The sequence below is a fragment of the Bradyrhizobium sp. Ec3.3 genome, from assembly GCF_000472925.1.
GTDB lineage: Bacteria > Pseudomonadota > Alphaproteobacteria > Rhizobiales > Xanthobacteraceae > Bradyrhizobium.
Genome location: NZ_AXAS01000096.1, coordinates 1 through 19625, shown reverse-complemented (window position 1 = coordinate 19625; position 19625 = coordinate 1). Strand labels below are relative to the sequence as shown.

Annotated in this window: 15 protein-coding genes; 1 reads left to right on the top strand and 14 read right to left on the bottom strand. The window is 61.8% G+C overall.

The window, feature by feature from the left end:
• The 10 genes from YUU_RS0143250 to YUU_RS53995 form a co-directional block, all read right to left on the bottom strand.
• Positions 1–385, bottom strand: a 385-nt coding sequence (locus YUU_RS0143250) for an ATP-binding cassette domain-containing protein (protein ID WP_035664955.1), incomplete at its 3' end; no start/stop codon positions are given.
• 47 nt (positions 386–432) lie between these two features.
• On the bottom strand, positions 433–1428 hold the full coding sequence (locus YUU_RS0143245; protein ID WP_027527771.1) for a nitronate monooxygenase family protein: 996 nt from the start codon (positions 1426–1428) through the stop codon (positions 433–435).
• Complete coding sequence (locus tag YUU_RS0143240) at positions 1425–2588, bottom strand: acetyl-CoA C-acetyltransferase (RefSeq protein ID WP_027527770.1); 1164 nt, start codon at positions 2586–2588, stop codon at positions 1425–1427. The genes YUU_RS0143245 and YUU_RS0143240 overlap by 4 nt, the downstream gene beginning before the upstream one ends.
• 13 nt (positions 2589–2601) lie before the next feature.
• Positions 2602–3378, bottom strand: a complete 777-nt coding sequence (locus YUU_RS0143235; RefSeq protein ID WP_027527769.1) for an enoyl-CoA hydratase/isomerase family protein — start codon at positions 3376–3378, stop codon at positions 2602–2604.
• The gene (locus tag YUU_RS0143230; protein ID WP_027527768.1) at positions 3375–4442 is read right to left on the bottom strand and encodes a phosphotransferase; all 1068 of its coding nucleotides are present in this window, start codon (positions 4440–4442) and stop codon (positions 3375–3377) included. The genes YUU_RS0143235 and YUU_RS0143230 overlap by 4 nt, the downstream gene beginning before the upstream one ends.
• Entirely contained in the window at positions 4439–5614 is a 1176-nt protein-coding gene (locus YUU_RS0143225) for an acyl-CoA dehydrogenase family protein (RefSeq protein ID WP_027527767.1), read from the bottom strand. The genes YUU_RS0143230 and YUU_RS0143225 overlap by 4 nt, the downstream gene beginning before the upstream one ends.
• On the bottom strand, positions 5611–6372 hold the full coding sequence (locus YUU_RS0143220) for an SDR family NAD(P)-dependent oxidoreductase (protein ID WP_027527766.1): 762 nt from the start codon (positions 6370–6372) through the stop codon (positions 5611–5613). The genes YUU_RS0143225 and YUU_RS0143220 overlap by 4 nt, the downstream gene beginning before the upstream one ends.
• A gap of 24 nt (positions 6373–6396) precedes the next feature.
• The gene (locus YUU_RS0143215; protein WP_245288297.1) at positions 6397–7605 is read right to left on the bottom strand and encodes an acetyl-CoA C-acyltransferase; all 1209 of its coding nucleotides are present in this window, start codon (positions 7603–7605) and stop codon (positions 6397–6399) included.
• A gap of 282 nt (positions 7606–7887) precedes the next feature.
• On the bottom strand, positions 7888–9039 hold the full coding sequence (locus YUU_RS0143210; RefSeq protein ID WP_198031953.1) for an acyl-CoA dehydrogenase family protein: 1152 nt from the start codon (positions 9037–9039) through the stop codon (positions 7888–7890).
• 823 nt (positions 9040–9862) lie between these two features.
• Positions 9863–10537, bottom strand: coding sequence for a TetR/AcrR family transcriptional regulator (locus YUU_RS53995; RefSeq protein WP_156944868.1), 675 nt, complete (start codon positions 10535–10537; stop codon positions 9863–9865).
• Between the two features lie 273 nt (positions 10538–10810).
• Here YUU_RS53995 and YUU_RS0143200 point away from each other — a divergent pair, with 273 nt between their 5' ends.
• Complete coding sequence (locus YUU_RS0143200) at positions 10811–12352, top strand: acyl-CoA synthetase (protein ID WP_027527763.1); 1542 nt, start codon at positions 10811–10813, stop codon at positions 12350–12352.
• Between the two features lie 453 nt (positions 12353–12805).
• On the opposite strand, the gene scpA is transcribed toward YUU_RS0143200, so the two are convergent.
• The 4 genes from scpA to YUU_RS0143175 all read right to left on the bottom strand — a co-directional run.
• The gene (gene scpA, locus YUU_RS0143190; RefSeq protein WP_027527761.1) at positions 12806–14959 is read right to left on the bottom strand and encodes a methylmalonyl-CoA mutase; all 2154 of its coding nucleotides are present in this window, start codon (positions 14957–14959) and stop codon (positions 12806–12808) included.
• 47 nt (positions 14960–15006) lie between these two features.
• Positions 15007–16872, bottom strand: a complete 1866-nt coding sequence (locus YUU_RS0143185; protein ID WP_027527760.1) for a methylmalonyl-CoA mutase family protein — start codon at positions 16870–16872, stop codon at positions 15007–15009.
• Positions 16873–16954: 82 nt separating this feature from the next.
• A complete protein-coding gene (locus YUU_RS0143180) occupies positions 16955–18064 on the bottom strand; it encodes a CaiB/BaiF CoA-transferase family protein (RefSeq protein WP_027527759.1) in 1110 nt (369 codons plus the stop codon).
• Positions 18065–18119: 55 nt separating this feature from the next.
• A partial coding sequence (locus YUU_RS0143175) for a biotin/lipoyl-containing protein (RefSeq protein WP_027527758.1) occupies positions 18120–19625 on the bottom strand: 1506 nt, incomplete at its 5' end.

Below are 19625 nucleotides of genomic sequence, written 5' to 3'. Positions count from 1 at the left end.
GGCGAACCCAGGCGAGGCGAAGCGAGTCGCTGATGATGTCGCTGGAGGTGCGCGCATGCGTGCCGACGCGCACATTGTCCATCACCGACAAATTGGGGAACAGCGCCACGTTCTGGAAGGTGCGGCCGATGCCGATCTCGGCGATCCGGTGCGGCGGGCGCGTCAAAATGCTCGCGCCTTCCATCAGGATGTCGCCGGACGAGGGCTGGTAGAGCCGCGAGAGGCAATTGAACAGCGTGGTCTTGCCGGCGCCGTTGGGACCGATGAGCCCGAGGATCTGGCCCTTGTGCATGTCAAAGGACACGCCGTTGAGCGCGACGATGCCGCCGAAAGCGACCGTCACGCCACGGACCGAGAGCAAAGCCCCTTGATCCGCCATTTGCATCACTTCAATCATGCACTTCCCCACACGCTGGTGCACCGGCACTCTCTTCAGACCGGGAGACCTTCGGACTTCAGCAATCCGGCGAGCCGGCCACGAATCGTAACCTTGGCGTCAGCAACGATCCGCTCGATCAGGCGCTGGCACGTGGGGACGTCGTGAATGAGCCCCTGCACTTGCCCTGCCCAGATCAAGCCGGCGTCAAGGTCACCGGTCTCGACCGCAACGCGTCCCTTCGCCCCCGAGACCAACGGCCGGACATCATCGAAGGCGGCTTCAGGCACACTCGATATCTCAACGACCTTGTCGGACACGCTGTTCTTGGCGACCCGGCCCGTATTTCGAAACTTGCGGAAGATAAGGTTCGTCGCCCGCTCGTCGTTCTGAACCAGAAACTGCTTCACTGCTTCGTGTATCGGAGCCTCAACGGTGGCGCAGAAACGCGTGCCCATATTGATTCCGTCAGCCCCAAGAGCCAGGGCAGCGGCAAGCCCACGGCCATCACCGAAGCCACCGCTCGCCAGCATTGGGACGGAAATCTTGTCCGCCGCAGCGGGGATCAACACGAGTCCAGGTACGTCATCCTCACCGGGATGGCCGGCGCACTCAAAGCCATCGATCGACACGACGTCGACGCCCATCTTCTCGGCGGATAAGGCGTGTCGAACCGACGTGCATTTGTGAATGACGATGATGCGGTGGGACTTGAACTCCTCCACATGCTCTTGAGGCCGAGCTCCTGCCGTCTCAACCACCTTGATCCCGCTTTCGATGATGGCCCTTCGATAGTCGGCGTAAGGAGGCGGTGTCACCGAGGGAAGTATCGTCAGGTTGACCCCGAAAGGCTTATTGGTCATCGATCGGCAGCGATCGATCTCTCTTCGCAGATCGTCCGGGGTCGGCTGGGTCAAGGCCGTGATGATACCCAGCCCGCCGGCGTTGGAGACCGCGCTGGCGAGCTCCGCACGCCCGACCCACATCATGCCGCCCTGCATGACGGGGTGGCTGATACCGACGAGCTCCGTGAAGCGGGTTTGGAAGGTCATCCCAAAGCCTCAACGATGGTCACGTTGGCGATGCCGCCACCCTCACACATCGTTTGAAGGCCATATCGCTTGCCCCGAGCCTTGAGAGCGTGAACCAGGGTTGAAAGGAGCTTCGTACCAGATGCGCCGAGAGGGTGACCGAGCGCAATCGCGCCGCCGTTGACGTTGAGCTTGGCAGGATCCGCCTCTATTGCCTGAAGCCATGCGAGGGGTACCGGGGCGAAGGCCTCGTTGACCTCATAGAGATCGATATCGCCGATCTTCATTCCGGCCTTCGCAAGGGCCCGACGAGTGGCGTTGATCGGCTCCTCGAGCATGATGACGGGGTCACCGGCGGTCACCGTCAGGCCGACGATGCGGGCGATCGGCTTCAGATTGTAGTCTTTGAGAGCTTTTTCGCTGACGACCAGTGCTGCGGAGGCGCCGTCGCAGATTTGGCTTGCATTGGCGGCGCTGACGACACCGCCCTCCTTCAGAAGCTTGACCGAGCCGATCGATTCCAGCGAAGCGTCGAAGCGAATTCCCTCGTCCACCGTGTGCTCTCCGCCCTCGATCTTGAGCGGAACGATCTCGTTCTGGAAGGCTCCGGATTTCGTGGCCTCTGCGGCGCGACGATGACTTTCGAGAGCGAACCGATCCAAGGTCAGTCGATCAAACCCGTACTTCTTTGCGATCATTTCGACGCCCTCAAACTGGCTGAAGGATTCCACGCCGAACCGCTTCTGAATGCGGTCGCTGATTGGACCGGTCCCAATGCCTTCTTTCTGGTGCAAAGAAAGGTTCGAGAACATCGGCACGCGGGTCATACTCTCCGCGCCAGCGGCTATCACGACATCTTGGGTACCGGACATCACTGCTTGGGCAGCGAACTGCACTGCCTGTTGTGAGCTCCCACATTGCCGATCGATCGTCACGGCCGGAACGGATCCGGGGAGCTTGGAGGCAAGCACCGCATTCCGTCCGAAGGCGAACGCCTGTTCGCCGGCCTGCGTCACGCAGCCCAGGATCACGTCGTCGACGGCGGCAGGATCAAGCCCCGAGCGGTCCACGACCGCGTTGAGCGTTTCCGCCGCCAGATTGGCGGGATGCCAGCCGGCCAGCTTGCCGTTGCGCCTGCCACCTGCCGTTCGTACCGCTTCGACGATATAAGCTTCGGCCATGGAACAATCCCTTTCATCCGTTTGAATTTCGACGAGCGACGAAGGCCGCTACGCGACGACGTGATTCTTCAGAGTTACCCAGCGCGGCAATGCTCCGCATCTCGCGCTCGAGTTGCCTCTCCAGTGTGCTATCGTAACTTTCGAGCAGGAGACGCCGGACCGCACCGAGCGCTGCCACCGGTTCAGCTGCGAGCTTCGCAGCGAGTTCGGCGCCGGAGGCAAGCAGCTGCTCGCCATCGACGATGCGCGTGACGATACCAATTCGCTCTGCCTCGTCGCTCAGCACGCGACGGTTAGACAGGATGATCTCCTGAGCTCGCCTGAGACCAACCACCCGCGGCAGCAGCCAGCTCATTCCTCCGTCCGGACTGAGGCCCAAGGCCGTATAGGCCGGGCTGAAGTGGGCAGAGCGGGCTGCCAACGCGAAGTCGCCGATCATCGCGAGGCTCATGCCGGCTCCGGCTGCGGGGCCGTTCACGAGCGTGATCAGCGGCTTTCTCATGTGCATAAGACGCATGATTGCCGCGTGCAGTGTTTCCGCCAAATCCTCCAGGAAGGCCGAGACGTCGGTGCCGGCTGCGGCAAAAGCGCTGACGTCACCGCCCCCGCAAAAGAGCTTGCCGCGCCCGGTCAGAACAACGCACCGGATATCATCGTCGTCGTCGCAACGTTCGGCGGCCTCTAGTAGAGCGCGAGCCAGAGCGGGATCGATCGTGTTGCCGTGGTCCGGGCGCGACAGGATCACGGTCGCGATCTTCTCGGCAGAGGAGAACTCGATAGGGGCGCTCATGGGAGGTTCTCCAGCGCGCGGACAGCCAACGCAGCCAGTTCTGGAAAGGTCTTGCCGCGCTCGATAGCCTGCGCCGAGGAGGCCGTACCGCGCAGCGCGCGACCAGCAATGCCGTGCATGATCGCCGCAAGGCGGAAGAAATTGAACGCGACGTAGAAGTGCCAGTCCGGGATCGTTTCGCGTCCGGTCGCTCGGCAATACCTCTTGATGTATTCCGCTTCGTTTGGAATGTTAAGGGCCGCCAGATCGGCGCCGGCAAGGCCGGCGACGATATGAGGAGGCATGCGATACATCATCGCGTGATAGGCAAAGTCCGCCAGCGGATGTCCGAGGGTCGAAAGCTCCCAATCGAGTACGGCGATGACTCGAGGCTCTCGGGGATGAAAGATGAGATTGTCGCAGCGAAAGTCGCCATGGACGATTGCGACCTCCTCACCTTGAGGAATTCGTTCCGGGAGCGCTTTGGCGAGGCGGTCCATGTTGGCGTCGCGCCCGGCCTCAGGATCTTCCTGATACTGGCGCGACCAGCGACTGATCTGCCGCGCGAAGTAGCTGCCCGGCTTTCCGTAATCGCTCAAGCCAATCGAAGCCGGATCAATGGAGTGCAGTTGCGCGATGACGTCGCACATGGCGTAGAAGTACGAAGGACGCTCTTCACGGTTCACCTCGGGGAAGGTGGCGTCCCAGAAGATGCGGCCTTCGACGAGCTGCATCACATAGAATTCGCTCCCGATAACGGACTTGTCGGCGCAATACCGGTAGATGCGCGCCACTGGAAACCCAACTTGCGACAGCGCGCTCTGTACGCGCGCCTCGCGATCGACTGCGTGCGCGCCGGATACCAGCAACCCCGGCGGCTTCCGCCGGAGGACGTAGACGCCGTCTGCTGACTGAAGACGGTAGGTCGGGTTCGACTGACCTCCCTTGAATTTCGAGACGCTGAGAGGCCCTCGAAATCCGTCGACGTTGGCCGTCATCCATCGCGACAAGGCGTCCTCGTCGAGACGATAGCCCTCGGAGGGCTCAGTCAGTCCGGAATTCGCCGCTTCGTCGAGAGCGCTCACGGATTTGCCTTCTGCCAGTCGCGCTTGATCTTCTTTGCAAGCGACCATTTGTGCACCTCGGTGGGACCGTCATAGATTCGAAACGCGCGAACCTCACGGAAGACCTGCTCCACGATGGTTTCGTTGGTGACACCCGATCCACCCATCACCTGCACGCAGCGATCGGCCACCCGCATGAGCGCCTCGCTAACCGCAACTTTGGCCATCGAGCTCTCGTTCGTACCGAGCGATCCCGTATCGAGAACGCTCGCGCACCAGGAGATCATCAGCTCGGCCTGTTTGAGGTCGATGAGGTTGTCGGCAAGCATGAAGCCAACCCCCTCATGATCGATCAGCGTCTTCCCGAAGGCCTGTCGGCGGTTGGCGTACTTGGTCGCGATCTCGTTGGCGCGAACGCAGGCGCCCAGCCAGCGCATACAGTGCGACAACCTGGCGGGCGACAGCCGGATCTGCGCGTATTTGAAGCCCTCACCCGGGTGTCCAAGCATTTGATCGGCGGGGACGCGCAGATTTCGGATGGTCACAACAGCATGGCCCCCCGGCATCGAGCTGTCGATCGTGTTCGGCACATGATCGATGGTGATCGCCGGATCGGGCAAATCGACGAGGAACATGCATGCGCCCTCCTCGGCCTTTGCCATAACGATGCCGACCTTGGCTCCCCGCGCTCCCGTGATGAACGCTTTGCGTCCATTCACGACCCACTGATTGCCGTCCGGACGACAAGTCGTCGTCATCATCGATGGGTCGGATCCCGCTCCACCCTCGTCGGCCGGTTCGGTCATGAAGAAGGCGGACCGCGCGCGTCCCTCGACGAGCGGCTTTAGAAAATGCTCCTTGATCTCAGGCGAGCCAATTTTACCCAGAAGGTACATGTTGCCTTCGTCGGGTGCCGCCGTATTGCATGCGAGCGGTCCAAGCGGCGATAAACCTGTCTTGGCCAGGACGATCGCTGTCTCGCTCTGCGAGAGATGCGAACCGTCGGGCAGTATGTGCGGCGTCAATACGCCTGCCGCCCGCGCCAGTTCACGCAGTTCGGTGACCAACTCGTCCTTTGGACAGTCATGATGATCACGGCGAGGATCGCGCTCGAACGGGACAACGATATCCCGAACGAAGCGCTCAACGCGATCCGCAATCTCCTGAGTACGCTCCGCGCCGATCCCGGTCATTTGGGCGCCATGCGGATTGCGCCATCCAGGCGGATGGTTTCGCCGTTCAGCATTGGATTGGCGATGATGGATTCGACCATCTGAGCAAATTCGGATGGATGTCCAAGCCGGCTCGGGAAGGGTACTTGCGTGCCCAACGATTTTTGCGCCTCTTCGGGAAGCGACATCAGCAGGGGGGTCAGGAAGATACCAGGTGCGATCGTCATGACCCGGATGCCGTAACGCGCGAATTCACGTGCGAGAGGCAGGGTCATGCCGACGATGCCGCCCTTGGATGCCGAATAGGCGGCTTGGCCGATCTGGCCATCGAATGCGGCGACGCTCGCGGTATTTACGATGACGCCTCGCTCCTCCTCGACCGAATCGGCCACATGAATGCGCGCGGCGAACTTCGACAGGACGTTGAAGCTGCCAATCAAATTGATGTTGATCGTTCTGGCGAAGTCTCGCAGCGGTAGCGCCTTGCCGTCTCGGCCGATAGCCTTGCCGGGCGGGCCGAGGCCGGCGCAGTTGACCAGGATGCGCGCTTTGCCGTCCAAGCGCTCCGCGGATTCGAGCGCTTGCTCGACGCCATCCTCGTCGGTCACGTCGACTTTAACGAAGTGCCCACCGATAGCCTTGGCGTGCGCCTCCCCCAACTCGGAGTTGAGATCCAAGATCGTCACTTTGGCGCCGGCTGCCGCTAAACGCTCGGCCGCGGCGCCCCCGAGACCGGATGCGCCGCCCGTGACGATCGCGGCTGTTCCCTTGATGTGCATGCTTATCTTTCCTGTCTTTGACGTTTAAACTTCGATTGCCATCGCGGTCGCTTCGCCGCCGCCGATGCAAAGGCTGGCCACGCCTCGCTTGAGACCGCGCGCCTTGAGCGCAGCGAGCAAGGTGACAATGATGCGCGCGCCGCTGGCGCCGATGGGATGGCCGAGGGCGGTCGCACCGCCATTGACGTTGAGTTTCTCGGCCGGAATGTCCAATTCGCGCGCGGCAATCATCGCCACCACCGCAAAGGCCTCATTGATCTCGTAGAGATCGACGTCCGCGGCTGACCACCCGGCCTTGGCGAGCACCTTCTGGATTGCGGGCACCGGGGCGGTTGTGAACAGAGCCGGCGCGTGGGCGTGAGCAGCATGCGCACGGATCGTCGCGGCGATCGGGAGCCCCAGTCTCTCGGCAATGCTTCGGCGGGTCATCACCAGCGCGGCGGCTCCATCGGAAATCGACGACGCGTTGGCAGGTGTGATCGTGCCGTCAGGAGCAAACGCCGGCTTCAGGAGAGGAATCTTCTCCGGCTTCGCCTTTCCGGGCTGCTCATCGATATCAACGACCGATCCAGTCTTGGTTGTCGCCGGCAGGGCCACTATTTCGTCAGCGAATGCTCCGCCCGAAATTGCGGCCTTGGCTCTATCCAAGGACCGGAGCGCATATTCGTCCTGCGCACTGCGACTGAACTGAAATTCACGCGCGGCATCTTCCGCAAAGACGCCCATGGCCTTGCCGGGGGCGTACGCATCCTCCAACCCATCCATCATCATCGTGTCGACGATGCGGTCATGCCCGATGCGGGCGCCGCTACGATGTTTGGGTAGCGCATACGGCGCGTTCGTCATGCTTTCCATCCCGCCCGCGACGACAACATCCGCGGAGCCCACCGCAATTGCGTCGTGAGCCAGGATCGCGGCCTGCATCCCCGAGCCGCACATTTTGTTGACCGTCGTTGCTTGGACGCTGAGCGGCAATTCTGCTCCTAATGCGACCTGTCGAGCGGGAGCCTGACCAAGGGCCGCGGGCAGCACACAACCCATGATGACTTGAATGATTTCTTCGGCTGCCAGGCCGGCCCGCTCGACAGCCGCTTTCGCTGCCGCAGCACCGAGCTCGGTGGCCTTGAAACCAGCGAGCGAACCTTGAAACGACCCGATGGGCGTACGTGCGTAACTCGCGATGATAATTGGATCGGACATAGAGAACCTTTCGCTCGCTTCAAAATTGGGCATGCCCCTACCTTCCAAGCAGCAACACTATTGTGGTCAACAAGGCCGCTACGCCCAGGGAAGGGACAATGATCCAGAAGGCCTCATCCCTCATGTCGAGCCAGGCGATATGCCATTGCAACGTCGCTTCGCCCTCATTTCGAGTCGTGTCGGAAGGGATGCGCGACTTAGGTGCGCGCCGGCCGGAATGTCCGCTTCGGTTCACCAGCGACAATGCTCCAATGGAACAGAAGGTTTGTGCCGAGCCACTACGAGCCGATTTCCGCATTGTTGTGAGTCCACGCCCTACTCACGCGCTGTGGCAACGCGCGTAAGTTCGCGCGCGATAACCATTCGCTGGATATCCGACGTGCCTTCGTAAATCTGACAGACCCGGACATCTCGATAGATCTTTGCCACGGCGAAATCCTCTAAATAGCCGTACCCGCCGAATGTCTGGAGCGCGCCGGAAACTACCGCCTCCGCCGTTTCGGAAGCGACGAGCTTGGCCATGGATGCTTCCTTGAGACAGGGAAGAGCGGCATCCTTCATCGCAGCGGCGTGCAACACGAGCTGATGGGCGGCCTCCAATCTTGCGGCGAGATCCGCAAGACGAAATCCGACGGCCTGATGCGAGATGATTGGAGCTCCGAAACTTTTGCGTTCGCCGGCGTATGTAACCGCCGCGTCGAGAGCGGCGCGTGCCATTCCTACACATTGAGCCGCAATGCCGATGCGGCCGACCTCAAGATTGGAGAGCGCGATGGAGTAGCCCGCGCCTTCCGGACCGAGCCGCATTCCTTCTTCGACGAAAACCTCATCGAACCGAAGGGCACAAGTGTCGGACGCCGCCTGCCCCAGCTTGCGTTCGATCCTCTCGACGCTGTACCCAGGGCTGTCGGTACGAACCAGAAAGGCTGAGATCCCGCGCTTGCCCGCAGCAGGATCGGTTACGGCGAACACGATCGTAAGCCCGGCCGTTCGCCCCGACGAAATGAACTGCTTCGCTCCGTTTAGCTTGTAGCCATCGCCCGCGCGAACGGCGCGCGTCCTCAACGCGGAAGCATCCGAGCCCGCCTCTGCCTCTGTTAGTGCGAATGCGCCGATCATTCGCCCAGAGACGAGCAAGGGCAGAAATTTCGCTTGCTGCGTCGGCGTACCGTCCTTCAACAGACCTGATACGATCAGACTGTTTTGAATGCTCAATATCGTAGACAGCGCGCCATCAGCTGCCGCGATTTCGATGAGTGAAGCCGCATAGGAAACGTAGTCCGCGCCAGCTCCGCCGACAGCCTCGGGAGCAGTCATTCCCATCAGACCAAGGCTCGCGAGTTCCTCAAATAGCTCCGACGGGTATCCCTTGGCTTCTTCGTAGGTGCACGCGTGGGGCGCAATTCGCTCCTGAGCAAACTTGCGCACCTCGTCGCGGATAGCAGCTTGCGTTTCGTTCAGGATCACGACGAAGGCTCCATCGAATATCCGCCAATGAAGGGCACACAACGAACCAGTGCAGCCACACCAAGAATGATGGAGGAAAACAACGAAATAGCTGATTTCATTGAATTTATCGCCGATTTGATCGGCCCCTCCCTTGTTGAATTTCCGCGCTTCTGCATCGGCGCAGAAAAGTGATATTGACATCATCTTACTGATGATCCGTTCCGTCAAGGCTTCGTGCTAAGGCTGCGAGCCGATCACGTGGCACTTTGGGATGATGAGCGCTCGACCGCTTGCTCGCGGTCCCTGAGCGGCGTCCACAACGAAGCGCAAAGCACCTCTTTGGCAGCGGCACGCGCAGTCGCATCGATGGCTGGTCGCGGTCCACCGAATAAGGTGATGCAGCGATCAAAGACCGCATGATGTTAGGGCGAGAAAGCAAGACAAACCGATTGAACCCAGGCGCAGCGGTGAGCTGGCGACTGGATCAATCGATGGCGATAGGCTGCCGGCTACGGAAGTTGACGTACAACCCGAAATTTCGGTTAGGCCGCCTCAATCGCGCATGGCTCTCGTGGATGGCTCGATTGTCAGGCGGTAGGCAACTAACTTACTACCGTCGAAAACTTCCAGGGAAGAATCGCAGATCGGACAGCGGTACTCGCCTTTTTCGCCCGGCTGTGACGATAGTTCGAGACGACGAAAACCAGCGCCGCAATCAGAACAAAAGACGTCGCTCTTTTTCATGTCACACTGAGATCTCATAATTTTTCAAGCGCCGACTGGGGCCAAGCAGGGCAATTGCGACGTGCCGCCGGAAGCCGGAGTAGATAGGCGCGTCGCCTTAGTTCGGAGCGCCGGGCTCTTCTTTTCCCGTGCCAAACACGCCTCGGTACCAGATCTTCGCGCAATGCGAGCCTATGTGCTCAATCTCGGCATCGCTTGGGTCTTTCGAGGCGAGATCAAGTTTCATGTAGGACACCTGCTCCATCGTAGCGCCCAGCACTTCGGCAGCCATCTCGGGATCGAGTTCGCGGCTTAGCTCGCCCAGTCCTTGAAGCCGCGTCAGCCAAGTCGAGGTGCGCCTTACGAAGCGGCTACGTTCCGTGACATAGAGCGACAGAAATGTTGCTTTCTCACCGCGAGCTGCCGCCTCCCGCATGACGCGCAACAGGCTGCGGTGCCGCGCATAGATCTTGAGATAGGCGACCGTATTCTCAACGAACTCCGCTTCGGTTGCCTTCAACGAGCGGCCAATCCTGCGCTTACTTGCGACGTAGATCTCATCAACCAGTGGCTTCAACACGGCCAACAGAATTTCGTCCTTGTTCCGGAAGTGCCGATAGAAGTTGCCGTAAGACGTCCGAGCAATCTTGACGATGTCCTCGACCCGAGTGGCCTCGTATCCTTTGCGCGCGAATACACGTGCCGAGGCGTTGAGGAGGCGCTGACGCATCGCCGCCCCCTTCGCCGTGGCAGGGGCTAGGGGCTCCAAAGCAGAATCATCGGTCTCCAGCATTTGCCATCCATAGCATCGCGGTCCCTTGACCACCAGCTCGCAATCGGTAATGTGACATCAATATCAGTTCTTATTCAAGCTCGAACTTCAAGCAAATCAAGGGCGGGAGACGCGAAAGGCGTTCCCTGGCTTACCGACGTAGCCAGTGAAATGCCGTTGCAAGGGCGGGCTGACCTCGGGCGACCAGCTCGATGATCACGAACCTCGCCAGCCAATTGCGCTCGAAATCCAACTCCGCACCTTCCTCGGAAGGGCGGCATCCAGGGAGTGATTATGTATCCGGGGACCTACGCGCTTACAAATCCGGACCGCCCTGCCCTTGTCATGACGGCAACCGGTGAGGTCGTGACTTATGCCGAATTGGAGGACCGGTCACGGCGAGTTGCAAATTGGCTCTTCGACGGGGGGTTGCGGCCTGGCGATGTCGTGGGCGTACTCTCCGACAACAGCTCTTGGATCTTCGATATCTACTGGGCCACTCAGCGTTCGGGTCTGTACCTGGTGCCGATAAACTATCGGTTGAGCCCGGATGAGGTCGACTACATGCTCGCCAACTCCGGCGCTGCCGCGCTGTTCGTGGGTCGTGGTGGAATCGAGACGGCCTCAAGGCTTGGTAGACATGACCAGCTCAAGCGTCGCGTCAGTCTCGAAGGAGATCTGGCTGGTTGCGAGCCATATCAGCATCTACTGAAAACCGCTCGCGCCACTATGCCATCTTCGCAACCTCGTGGCGCCGACATGCTGTATTCTTCCGGCACAACCGGCAGACCCAAAGGCGTAAAGCATGCGTTGCCGGAGCGGCAGGTTTCCGATCCAGGCGACACGATGGTGCAGATGTTCTCGTCGAACTTCGGTTTCGACGAGAGGACCATCTACTTGTCTCCTGCCCCTCTCTATCATGCAGCACCACTCCGAACCTGTGCCACCGTCCAAGCGCTAGGGGGTACCGCGCTGGTCATGGACAAGTTCGACGCCGAGGCGGCTCTCGCCGCCATCCAAGACTACAAAGTGACCCACAGTCAGTGGGTTCCGACCATGTTCGTCAGGATGCTCAAACTGCCTGAATCCGTCCGGGCTCGATACGACGTCACCAGTTTGCGGGTTGCCATTCACGCTGCCGCACCGTGTCCCGTTGAAGTCAAACGAGAGATGATGACGTGGTGGGGTCCGGTATTGTGGGAGTACTACTCCGCCACCGAAATGAACGGGATGACCGTGATTGGGCCGGAGGAGTGGCTCAGAAAGCCCGGCTCAGTCGGTCGCGCTGTCCTTGGGAAGATTCATATCTGCGACGAGAATGGCAGCGAAGTCCGAGCCGGTCAGACAGGCGTCATCTATTTCGAACGCGACGGGATTCCGTTTGTCTACCACGACGAGCCGGAGAAGACACGAGCCGCGCAACATCCTGCGCATCCGTATTGGACGACGGTCGGCGATATCGGACACGTCGATGCGGACGGCTATCTGTTCTTGACCGACCGCAAGGCATTCATGATCATCTCCGGTGGGGTCAACATCTACCCTCAAGAGATCGAGAACATCCTGGTCGTTCATCCTGCTATCGCAGACGTAGCCGTTATCGGTATTCCCGATTCCGAAATGGGCGAACAGGTGAAAGCCATAGTGCAACTCATGCCTGGCATCGAAGGCAACGACAAATTGGCGCAAGAGATCATCGCCTTCGTGAAGGCTCGGCTTGCCGGCTACAAGGCGCCCAGGAGCATCGACTTCGTGCGTGAAGTCCCGCGTTCACAGACGGGCAAGCTTATGAAGCAGGAGTTGCGCAAGCGATATTGGCCCGAGAAGACGGGCTGACAACCGCTGAGACGGCAACCGAGGCGTAACGCGCGACGGCGGCGCGCGAGCGACAAATCATAGGCTGCACGGACGGCGGGCAAGCTCGACGTGCGTGCCGGCAGGTCGCGCGTTCTGTGGCGTGGCAGGCGACCGGCCCCGTCCGTCTCAGCATCTTCGGTGGCCGACTCTGCCCTTCGCAGGATTAGGTTTGGCTTTTGCCAACTCGTTGCGTTGGAGGCACAGTTCTTCGATTTTCGCCAGCATTCTTTCCACAATTGCCTCCGACGAATCGACGCGTATCCCAGCGCGTCGGAGACGGGCGATCTCTCTGCGATGACGCCCAACCTGAAGGCGCGTGCGATCTATCTCGTGACGGATCGATTCAAGAGTCGGCATGATGAGTATTCTTCTGCTCAGAACCGGTAGATCGAAGCGAAACCTCAATGTAGCGGCGGTTTGGGAGCTAGGCCGCTATGCAGCCTCGTTATGTCCCAGCCGCACGTTGAGCTTGTGGATCAGCTCCTCGGCGGCATCGGCGATCACGGTGCCGGGTGGGAAGATCGCTTCCGCACCTGCTGCATAGAGTGCGTCGTAGTCCTGCGGTGGGACCACGCCGCCGACGATGATCATGATGTCCTCGCGGCCGTGCTTCTTCAGCGCCGCCTTCAATTCCGGCACCGCGGTGAGGTGGGCCGCGGCGAGCGAGGAGACGCCGAGGATGTGGACGTCGTTCTCGACCGCCTGGCGCGCGGCTTCATCGGCGATCGCAAACAGCGGCCCGATGTCGACGTCGAAGCCGATATCGGCAAAGGCTGAGGCGATCACCTTCTGCCCGCGGTCGTGGCCATCCTGGCCGATCTTGGCGACGAGAATGCGCGGACGGCGGCCTTCCGCCTCCTCGAAGGCGTCGATCAGCGCCTGCACCTTTTCAACCTGGCTGCCCATGGCGGACGCCTCCCGCTTGTAGACGCCGGTGATGGACTTGATCTCGGCGCGGTGGCGACCGAACACCTCTTCCATCGCGTCGGAAATTTCGCCGACCGTTGCTTTGGCGCGCGCCGCGTCGATCGCGAGCGCGAGCAGATTGCCGTTGCCTTCGCCCGCCGAGCGCGTCAACGCGGCGAGTGCGGCTTCGACGTCCTTCTGGTTGCGCTCGGATTTGAGCCGCGTCAGCTTGTCGATCTGCAGGCGCCGGACACTGGTGTTGTCCACTTTCAGGATCTCGATCGGCGCTTCGTCCGACGGCCTGTACTTGTTGACGCCGATCACCGACTGCTTGCCCGCATCGATCCGGGCCTGCGTCTTGGCAGAGGCCTCCTCGATGCGCAGTTTCGGCACGCCGGCTTCGATGGCCTTGGCCATGCCGCCGAGCTCCTCGACCTCCTGGATATGGCCCCAGGCNTTNGCNGCGAGNTCGCGNGTCAGNCGNTCGACATAATAGGAGCCGCCCCAGGGNTCGATGATGCGCGTGGTGCCGCTNTCCTGNTGCAGGAAGAGCTGNGTGTTGCGGGCGATGCGCGCGGAAAAGTCGGTCGGCAGTGCAAGTGCCTCGTCCAGCGCGTTGGTGTGCAGCGACTGGGTGTGGCCTTGCGTCGCGGCCATCGCCTCCACGGTCGTGCGCATGACGTTGTTGAAGACGTCCTGCGCGGTCAGCGACCAGCCGGAGGTCTGGCAATGCGTGCGCAGCGAGAGCGAGCGCGGATCCTTCGGACCAAACGGCTTGAGCAGCTTCGCCCAGAGCAGGCGCGCGGCGCGCATCTTGGCGACTTCCATGAAGAAGTTCATGCCGATCGCCCAGAAGAACGACAGGCGCGGTGCGAAGCGGTCGACGTCGAGCCCGGCAGCAAGGCCCGCACGCAGATATTCGACGCCGTCGGCGAGCGTATAGGCGAGCTCGAGATCCTGCGTCGCGCCGGCCTCCTGCATGTGATAGCCGGAGATCGAGATCGAATTGAACTTCGGCATCCTCGAGGAGGTGAGGGCGAAGATGTCGGAGATGATTCGCATCGAAGGCGAAGGCGGATAGATGTAGGTGTTGCGCACCATGAACTCTTTTAAGATATCGTTCTGAATGGTGCCCGATAGTTTTTCCGGCGGCACGCCCTGTTCTTCGGCCGCCACCACGAACAGTGCGAGGATCGGCAGCACGGCGCCGTTCATGGTCATCGACACGCTCATTTGGTCGAGCGGGATGCCCGCAAACAGCGTGCGCATGTCGTAGATGGAATCGATGGCAACGCCGGCCATGCCGACATCGCCGGCGACACGCGGATGATCGCTGTCATAGCCGCGATGCGTGGCGAGGTCGAAAGCGACCGAGAGGCCCTTCTGTCCGGCGGCGAGATTGCGGCGGTAGAAGGCGTTGGAGTCTTCCGCCGTGGAGAAGCCGGCATATTGCCTGACCGTCCAGGGCTGATTGACATACATGGTCGGGTAGGGGCCGCGCAGGTATGGCGCGACGCCGGGAAAGGTCTCGAGGAAATCGAGACCGGCGAGATCGGCTTCGCCGTAAGCACTCTTCACCGGAATGCCCTCGGGGGTGAGCCAAGGCTCGGCGTGGCCGACGGGTGCGGGGCTTGCGGCCTTCTCGAACGCGACATCACCGAAATTGGGAATGCGGGTCATCGTTTCGTCCATCTCGCCGTTGAGCGCGCGAGGCGCTTAATCATGTCTTATACTTGTTCAGTCCGCTGATAGACGTCCTGCAGTGTTGCGAGCGCGTCAGTGCCGGCAAAGATGAAGCCGGCGACGCCGGCGGCACGCAGTGCCGTCTCCGCCTCGGCTGGGCGGCCTGCCAGATAGGTATGTCGGCCGCCGGCCGCTTGCAGGGCCTTAGCTGCGGCTTCCGCCTGGTCGCCATAGACCTTGTCACTGGAACAGAGGCAGGCAATCGCGGCGCCCGAGGCCTTGAATGCAGCGGCGAGCTTAGCCGGATCGGCAAAGCCATCGCTGTCGACAGCCAGAATGCCGCCGGCCTCGAAGAAGCTCTTGGCAAAGGTTGCGCGCGCCGTGAAATCAGCGGGCGAGCCGAGATTGGCGAGGAACACTTTTGGCCGCGCCCCGCGCGCCTCCAAGGCCGCATCCGATTTGTCGCGGAGCGCCTCGAACGGTTCTGCGAGCCTGATCGGGGCAAGCGCCTCGAATTTGTGTTTCCCGCCGCCATCGGGCGAAAGCGCGACCGGCCTCGCGGACAGTACCGCCGTTTTGCTTTCATGCAGGTTCGGAAATTCGCTCGCGCCGGTCAGCACGTCGTGCCGTTTTGCGATATTGGCCTCGCGCGCCTTGCGCGTCGCCGCGACCTTGCTCTGGAACAGGCCCTGCTGAAGCGCAGCGAACGCGCCGCCGGCCTTCTCGATCTCCTGGAACAGCGCCCAGGCTGCGTCGCACAGCTCATATGTCAGCCCCTCGATACCGCCCGCGCCCGCTGCGGGATCGGAGACCTTTGCGAGATTGCTCTCCTCGAGCAGCACGAGCTGCGTGTTGCGCGCCACGCGCCGCGCGAATGCATCGGGAAGCCCGAGGGCCGACGTGTGCGGCAGCACCGTGATCGCATTGGCGCCGGCAAGCCCGGCAGCGAACGTCGCCATGGTCGCGCGCAGCATGTTCACGTAGGGGTCGCGCTGCGTCAGCATGCGCCAAGCGGTGTCGGCAGCAATGAACAGCGGCTTCGGCGTCAAGCCGCATGCCTGCTCGATGCGTGCCCATAACAGCCGGAGCGCGCGGATTTTGGCCATGGTCAGGAACTGGTCGGCGTCGGCGGAAAGCCGCGCATAGACCATGCCCTGCGCCTGCTCCAGCGAGACGCTGGCGTCCTCGATGGCGCGCAAATAGTCGACGCCGCAGGCGAGCACGAAGGCGAGCTCCTGCACCTCCGAGCCGCCGGCATCATGCACCACGCGGCCGTCGGTCGAGGCCAAGGGACCCTTGAAGCCGAGCTCCGCCAGTCCCTTGATCCCGCTTGTCACCGCAGGCTTGATCTCGTCCCAGGTATAAGGGCTGTGACCCCATACCGCACAGGCTGCGAGCGGATCGAGGCCGAAGCGGATGTTGCAGGCCGCAGGATCGATCCCCTTCGTCTTGACGTATTCGGCGACTTGGATCGCCGCCAGACGCGACTGCGGGCCGACCTGCAGCTCGATGGCGATGCCCGCGTCGAGGTGAACATCCTTCAAGACTTTCGCGACCGCCTCGGCCGTCGGTTCCAGGCCAAAGCCATGGCTGCCATTGCCGCCCGCGAACACCAGCGCGAGACCCGTGGCGCCGTTCTCGAGATCGGTGAGCGCCTGCGCATTTGCCGCAGCCGCATCGGGATGATCGACCCGCTGCATGATCTGCCACGGCGCGGCCGCGGCGCGTCCCACCACGGGCGCAATGCCCTTGGCGCGCTGATAGAGCGGATCGATCTTGATGCCGTCATAGGTCTTGCCGACCAGCTTCTCGAACGGCGCGCCCTTCAGCACGCCGTCGACCAGCTTGCGCCAATCTTCGACGGTCGCCTTGGGAAAATCCGCCGCCAGCGGCAGGCCATCCGACGTCACGATCTGAGCCTCCCTTGCGCAAGGGCGCAAAATTGCGGCTCGGGTCTGCACGGCATCGACAATCTCCCTTGCGAAAATTGACCTAGTGGCGATTCTTCCAGGAGCCCATGACCGCCGCGAGCGGCAGTTCTTCTGGGTCGCGGGCCATTGAGGGGGTCCTCGAGAACCGCGGCGCCGGAGCAGGCTGTAGAACTCCATGACGCGTAAGGAAGACCTCCCGCGAAACCATATGCTCGTGGCGCGAGGCTTCAGTCATCGTCAAGACCGGAGCGAAGCAAATGTCGGTCCCTTCCATGATCTTGCACCACTCCTCGCGTGTCTTGCTCTTGAACACTGCCGCAAGTCTTTGCTTCAGCTTTGGCCAGGCTGCGCGGTCCATCTGAGCATCGAAGTCTGGTTCAAGCAGGCCTGCATGCTGTCGTAACAGCGCGTAGAATTGCGGCTCAATGGATCCAATCGAAACAAAGTTGCCGCAAGCGCATTCGAAGGCACCGTAAAAATGCGCGCCTCCGTCCAGCATGTTTTGCTCGCGGCCTTCCACCCAGTCCCCCGTAGCGCTCATATCGAAGAACATGGTCATCAACGAGGCTGCTCCGTCGCACATTGCGGCATCCACGACTTGCCCCCTCCCCGACTTCTTCGCTTCCATCAACGCCGCGAGAACTCCGACGATGAGATAGAGGGCACCTCCGCCGAAATCACCGACCAGATTGAGTGGCGGGATCGGCCTTTCGCGTATCCCGATTGCGGCGAGCGCGCCCGTGATCGAGATGTAGTTGATGTCGTGACCCGCTGCGTTGGCGAGGGGACCATGTTGACCCCAACCGGTCATCCGCCCGTACACAATTCGAGGATTGCGGTTGAGAATAACGTCGGGACCGAGCCCTAGGCGCTCCATCACGCCCGGACGGAAGCCCTCGATCAGGGCGTCCGCCGTACCGAGAAGCTCGATGACATCGCCTTTGCTCTTGTCATCCTTCAGGTCGACATTGACCCACTTGCGACCACGCGCCGCAATGCCCTTCAAGTTCCTGGCAGCACCGACACGGTCAAGGGTCACGACCTCGGCGCCCATGTCTGCCAGCATCATGCAAGCGAAGGGGCCGGGACCGATGCCGGCGAATTCTACGATACGAACGCCGGCAAGTGGGCCGTTTGCTCCGACCATCCGCGAGCCCGAAGCACCTACCATGCTGCATCTCCCGTCAGCTTTTTTTTGATCGTCGATGGCTCGCGTAGACAATGCGCTATCCGAACTCCAAGATCAGCGCGTCCACCGCCAGTGTCGCGCCGGCGCTGGCGTGGATCTTCTTGACCGTGCCGTCGCGCTCGGCGCGCAGCACGTTCTGCATCTTCATGGCTTCGACGACCGCGAGCGTCTCGCCGGCCTTGATCTCCTGCCCTTCGGTGACGGCGATCGAGACGACGAGCCCGGGCATCGGACAGAGCAGCTTCTTGCCGGTGTCGGAGGCCGCGGTCACCGGCATCAGCCGCGCGGAAGTCGCTTCCGTCTCGGTCCAGACATAGACGGGAACCTCGACGCCCTGATGGGCGAGCCGCATGCCGTTCGGGATCGGCCTCGCCTGCACGGCGATGAAGTGGCCGACGATCGTGCCCTGCCACACCGGATCGCCCGGCTTCCACGGCGATTCCAGCAGGTGGGCATTGCCTGCCTTGCCCTCGGCGTCGAGGAAACGCACCGCGATCGCCTCGCCTTCACGCGCGATCTCGAGCGCGATCTCCTCGCGGTCGAGCCACACCGCGCGGCGGCGCTCGCGCTGCACGATGCGGCCGCCGAGCTGGCCGGAAATCTGCCGCTTGCGCTCGCCGAGCACGTGGTCGATGGCGGCGCCGACGGCGGCGATCCGCCGCGCGATCTCGCCTTCAGCCACGCGCGCCGAAAAACCCTTCGGAAACTCCTCGGCGATGAAGCCGGTCGACAACCGCCCCTCGCGCCAGCGCGGATGGTTCATCAGCGCGGACAGGAACGGAATGTTGTGACGGATGCCGTCGACATAGAACGCATCGAGTGCGGTCGCCTGCGCCTCGATGGCTGCGGCGCGCGAGGGCGCATGGGTGACGAGCTTGGCGATCATCGGATCGTAGTGGATCGAGATCTCGCCGCCCTCCTGCACGCCGGTGTCGTTGCGCACGGTGATGCCGTCTTTGCTTAGCTCCGCCGGCGGGCGGTACTTCACGAGGCGCCCGATCGAGGGCAGGAAGTTGCGGAAGGGATCTTCGGCATAGAGACGCGACTCCACCGCCCACCCCGTGAGCGCGACGTCCTTTTGCGCGATCGCGAGCTTCTCGCCGGCGGCGACGCGGATCATCTGCTCGACGAGATTGATGCCGGTGACGAGCTCGGTGACGGGATGCTCGACCTGGAGGCGGGTGTTCATCTCCAGGAAGTAGAAGCTCTTGTCCTGTCCGGCAACGAATTCGACGGTGCCGGCGGAATCATAGTTCACGGCCTTCGCCAGCGCGACCGCCTGCTCGCCCATCTTGCGGCGGGTGGTCTCGTCGAGCAGCGGCGACGGCGCCTCCTCGATGACCTTCTGGTTGCGGCGCTGGATCGAGCATTCGCGCTCGCCGAGATNGATGACATTGCCNTGCTTGTCGCCCAGCACCTGGATCTCGATGTGGCGGGGATCGACGATGAATTTTTCGACGAAGACGCGGTCGTCGCCGAACGACGCCTTGGCTTCGGCTTTCGCCAGATTGAAGCCTTCGGCGACCTCGCTCTTCGAATGCGC

Bases quoted from the DNA above. Each gene is read 5' to 3' on its own strand.
- YUU_RS0143245 (WP_027527771.1), bottom strand. From the start codon at position 1,428: ATGACCTTCCAAACCCGCTTCACGGAGCTCGTCGGTATCAGCCACCCC.
- YUU_RS0143240 (WP_027527770.1), bottom strand. From the start codon at position 2,588: ATGGCCGAAGCTTATATCGTCGAAGCGGTACGAACGGCAGGTGGCAGG.
- YUU_RS0143235 (WP_027527769.1), bottom strand. From the start codon at position 3,378: ATGAGCGCCCCTATCGAGTTCTCCTCTGCCGAGAAGATCGCGACCGTG.
- YUU_RS0143225 (WP_027527767.1), bottom strand. From the start codon at position 5,614: ATGACCGGGATCGGCGCGGAGCGTACTCAGGAGATTGCGGATCGCGTT.
- YUU_RS0143220 (WP_027527766.1), bottom strand. From the start codon at position 6,372: ATGCACATCAAGGGAACAGCCGCGATCGTCACGGGCGGCGCATCCGGT.
- YUU_RS0143215 (WP_245288297.1), bottom strand. From the start codon at position 7,605: ATGCCCAATTTTGAAGCGAGCGAAAGGTTCTCTATGTCCGATCCAATT.
- YUU_RS53995 (WP_156944868.1), bottom strand. From the start codon at position 10,537: ATGCTGGAGACCGATGATTCTGCTTTGGAGCCCCTAGCCCCTGCCACG.
- YUU_RS0143200 (WP_027527763.1), top strand. From the start codon at position 10,811: ATGTATCCGGGGACCTACGCGCTTACAAATCCGGACCGCCCTGCCCTT.
- YUU_RS0143180 (WP_027527759.1), bottom strand. From the start codon at position 18,064: ATGGTAGGTGCTTCGGGCTCGCGGATGGTCGGAGCAAACGGCCCACTT.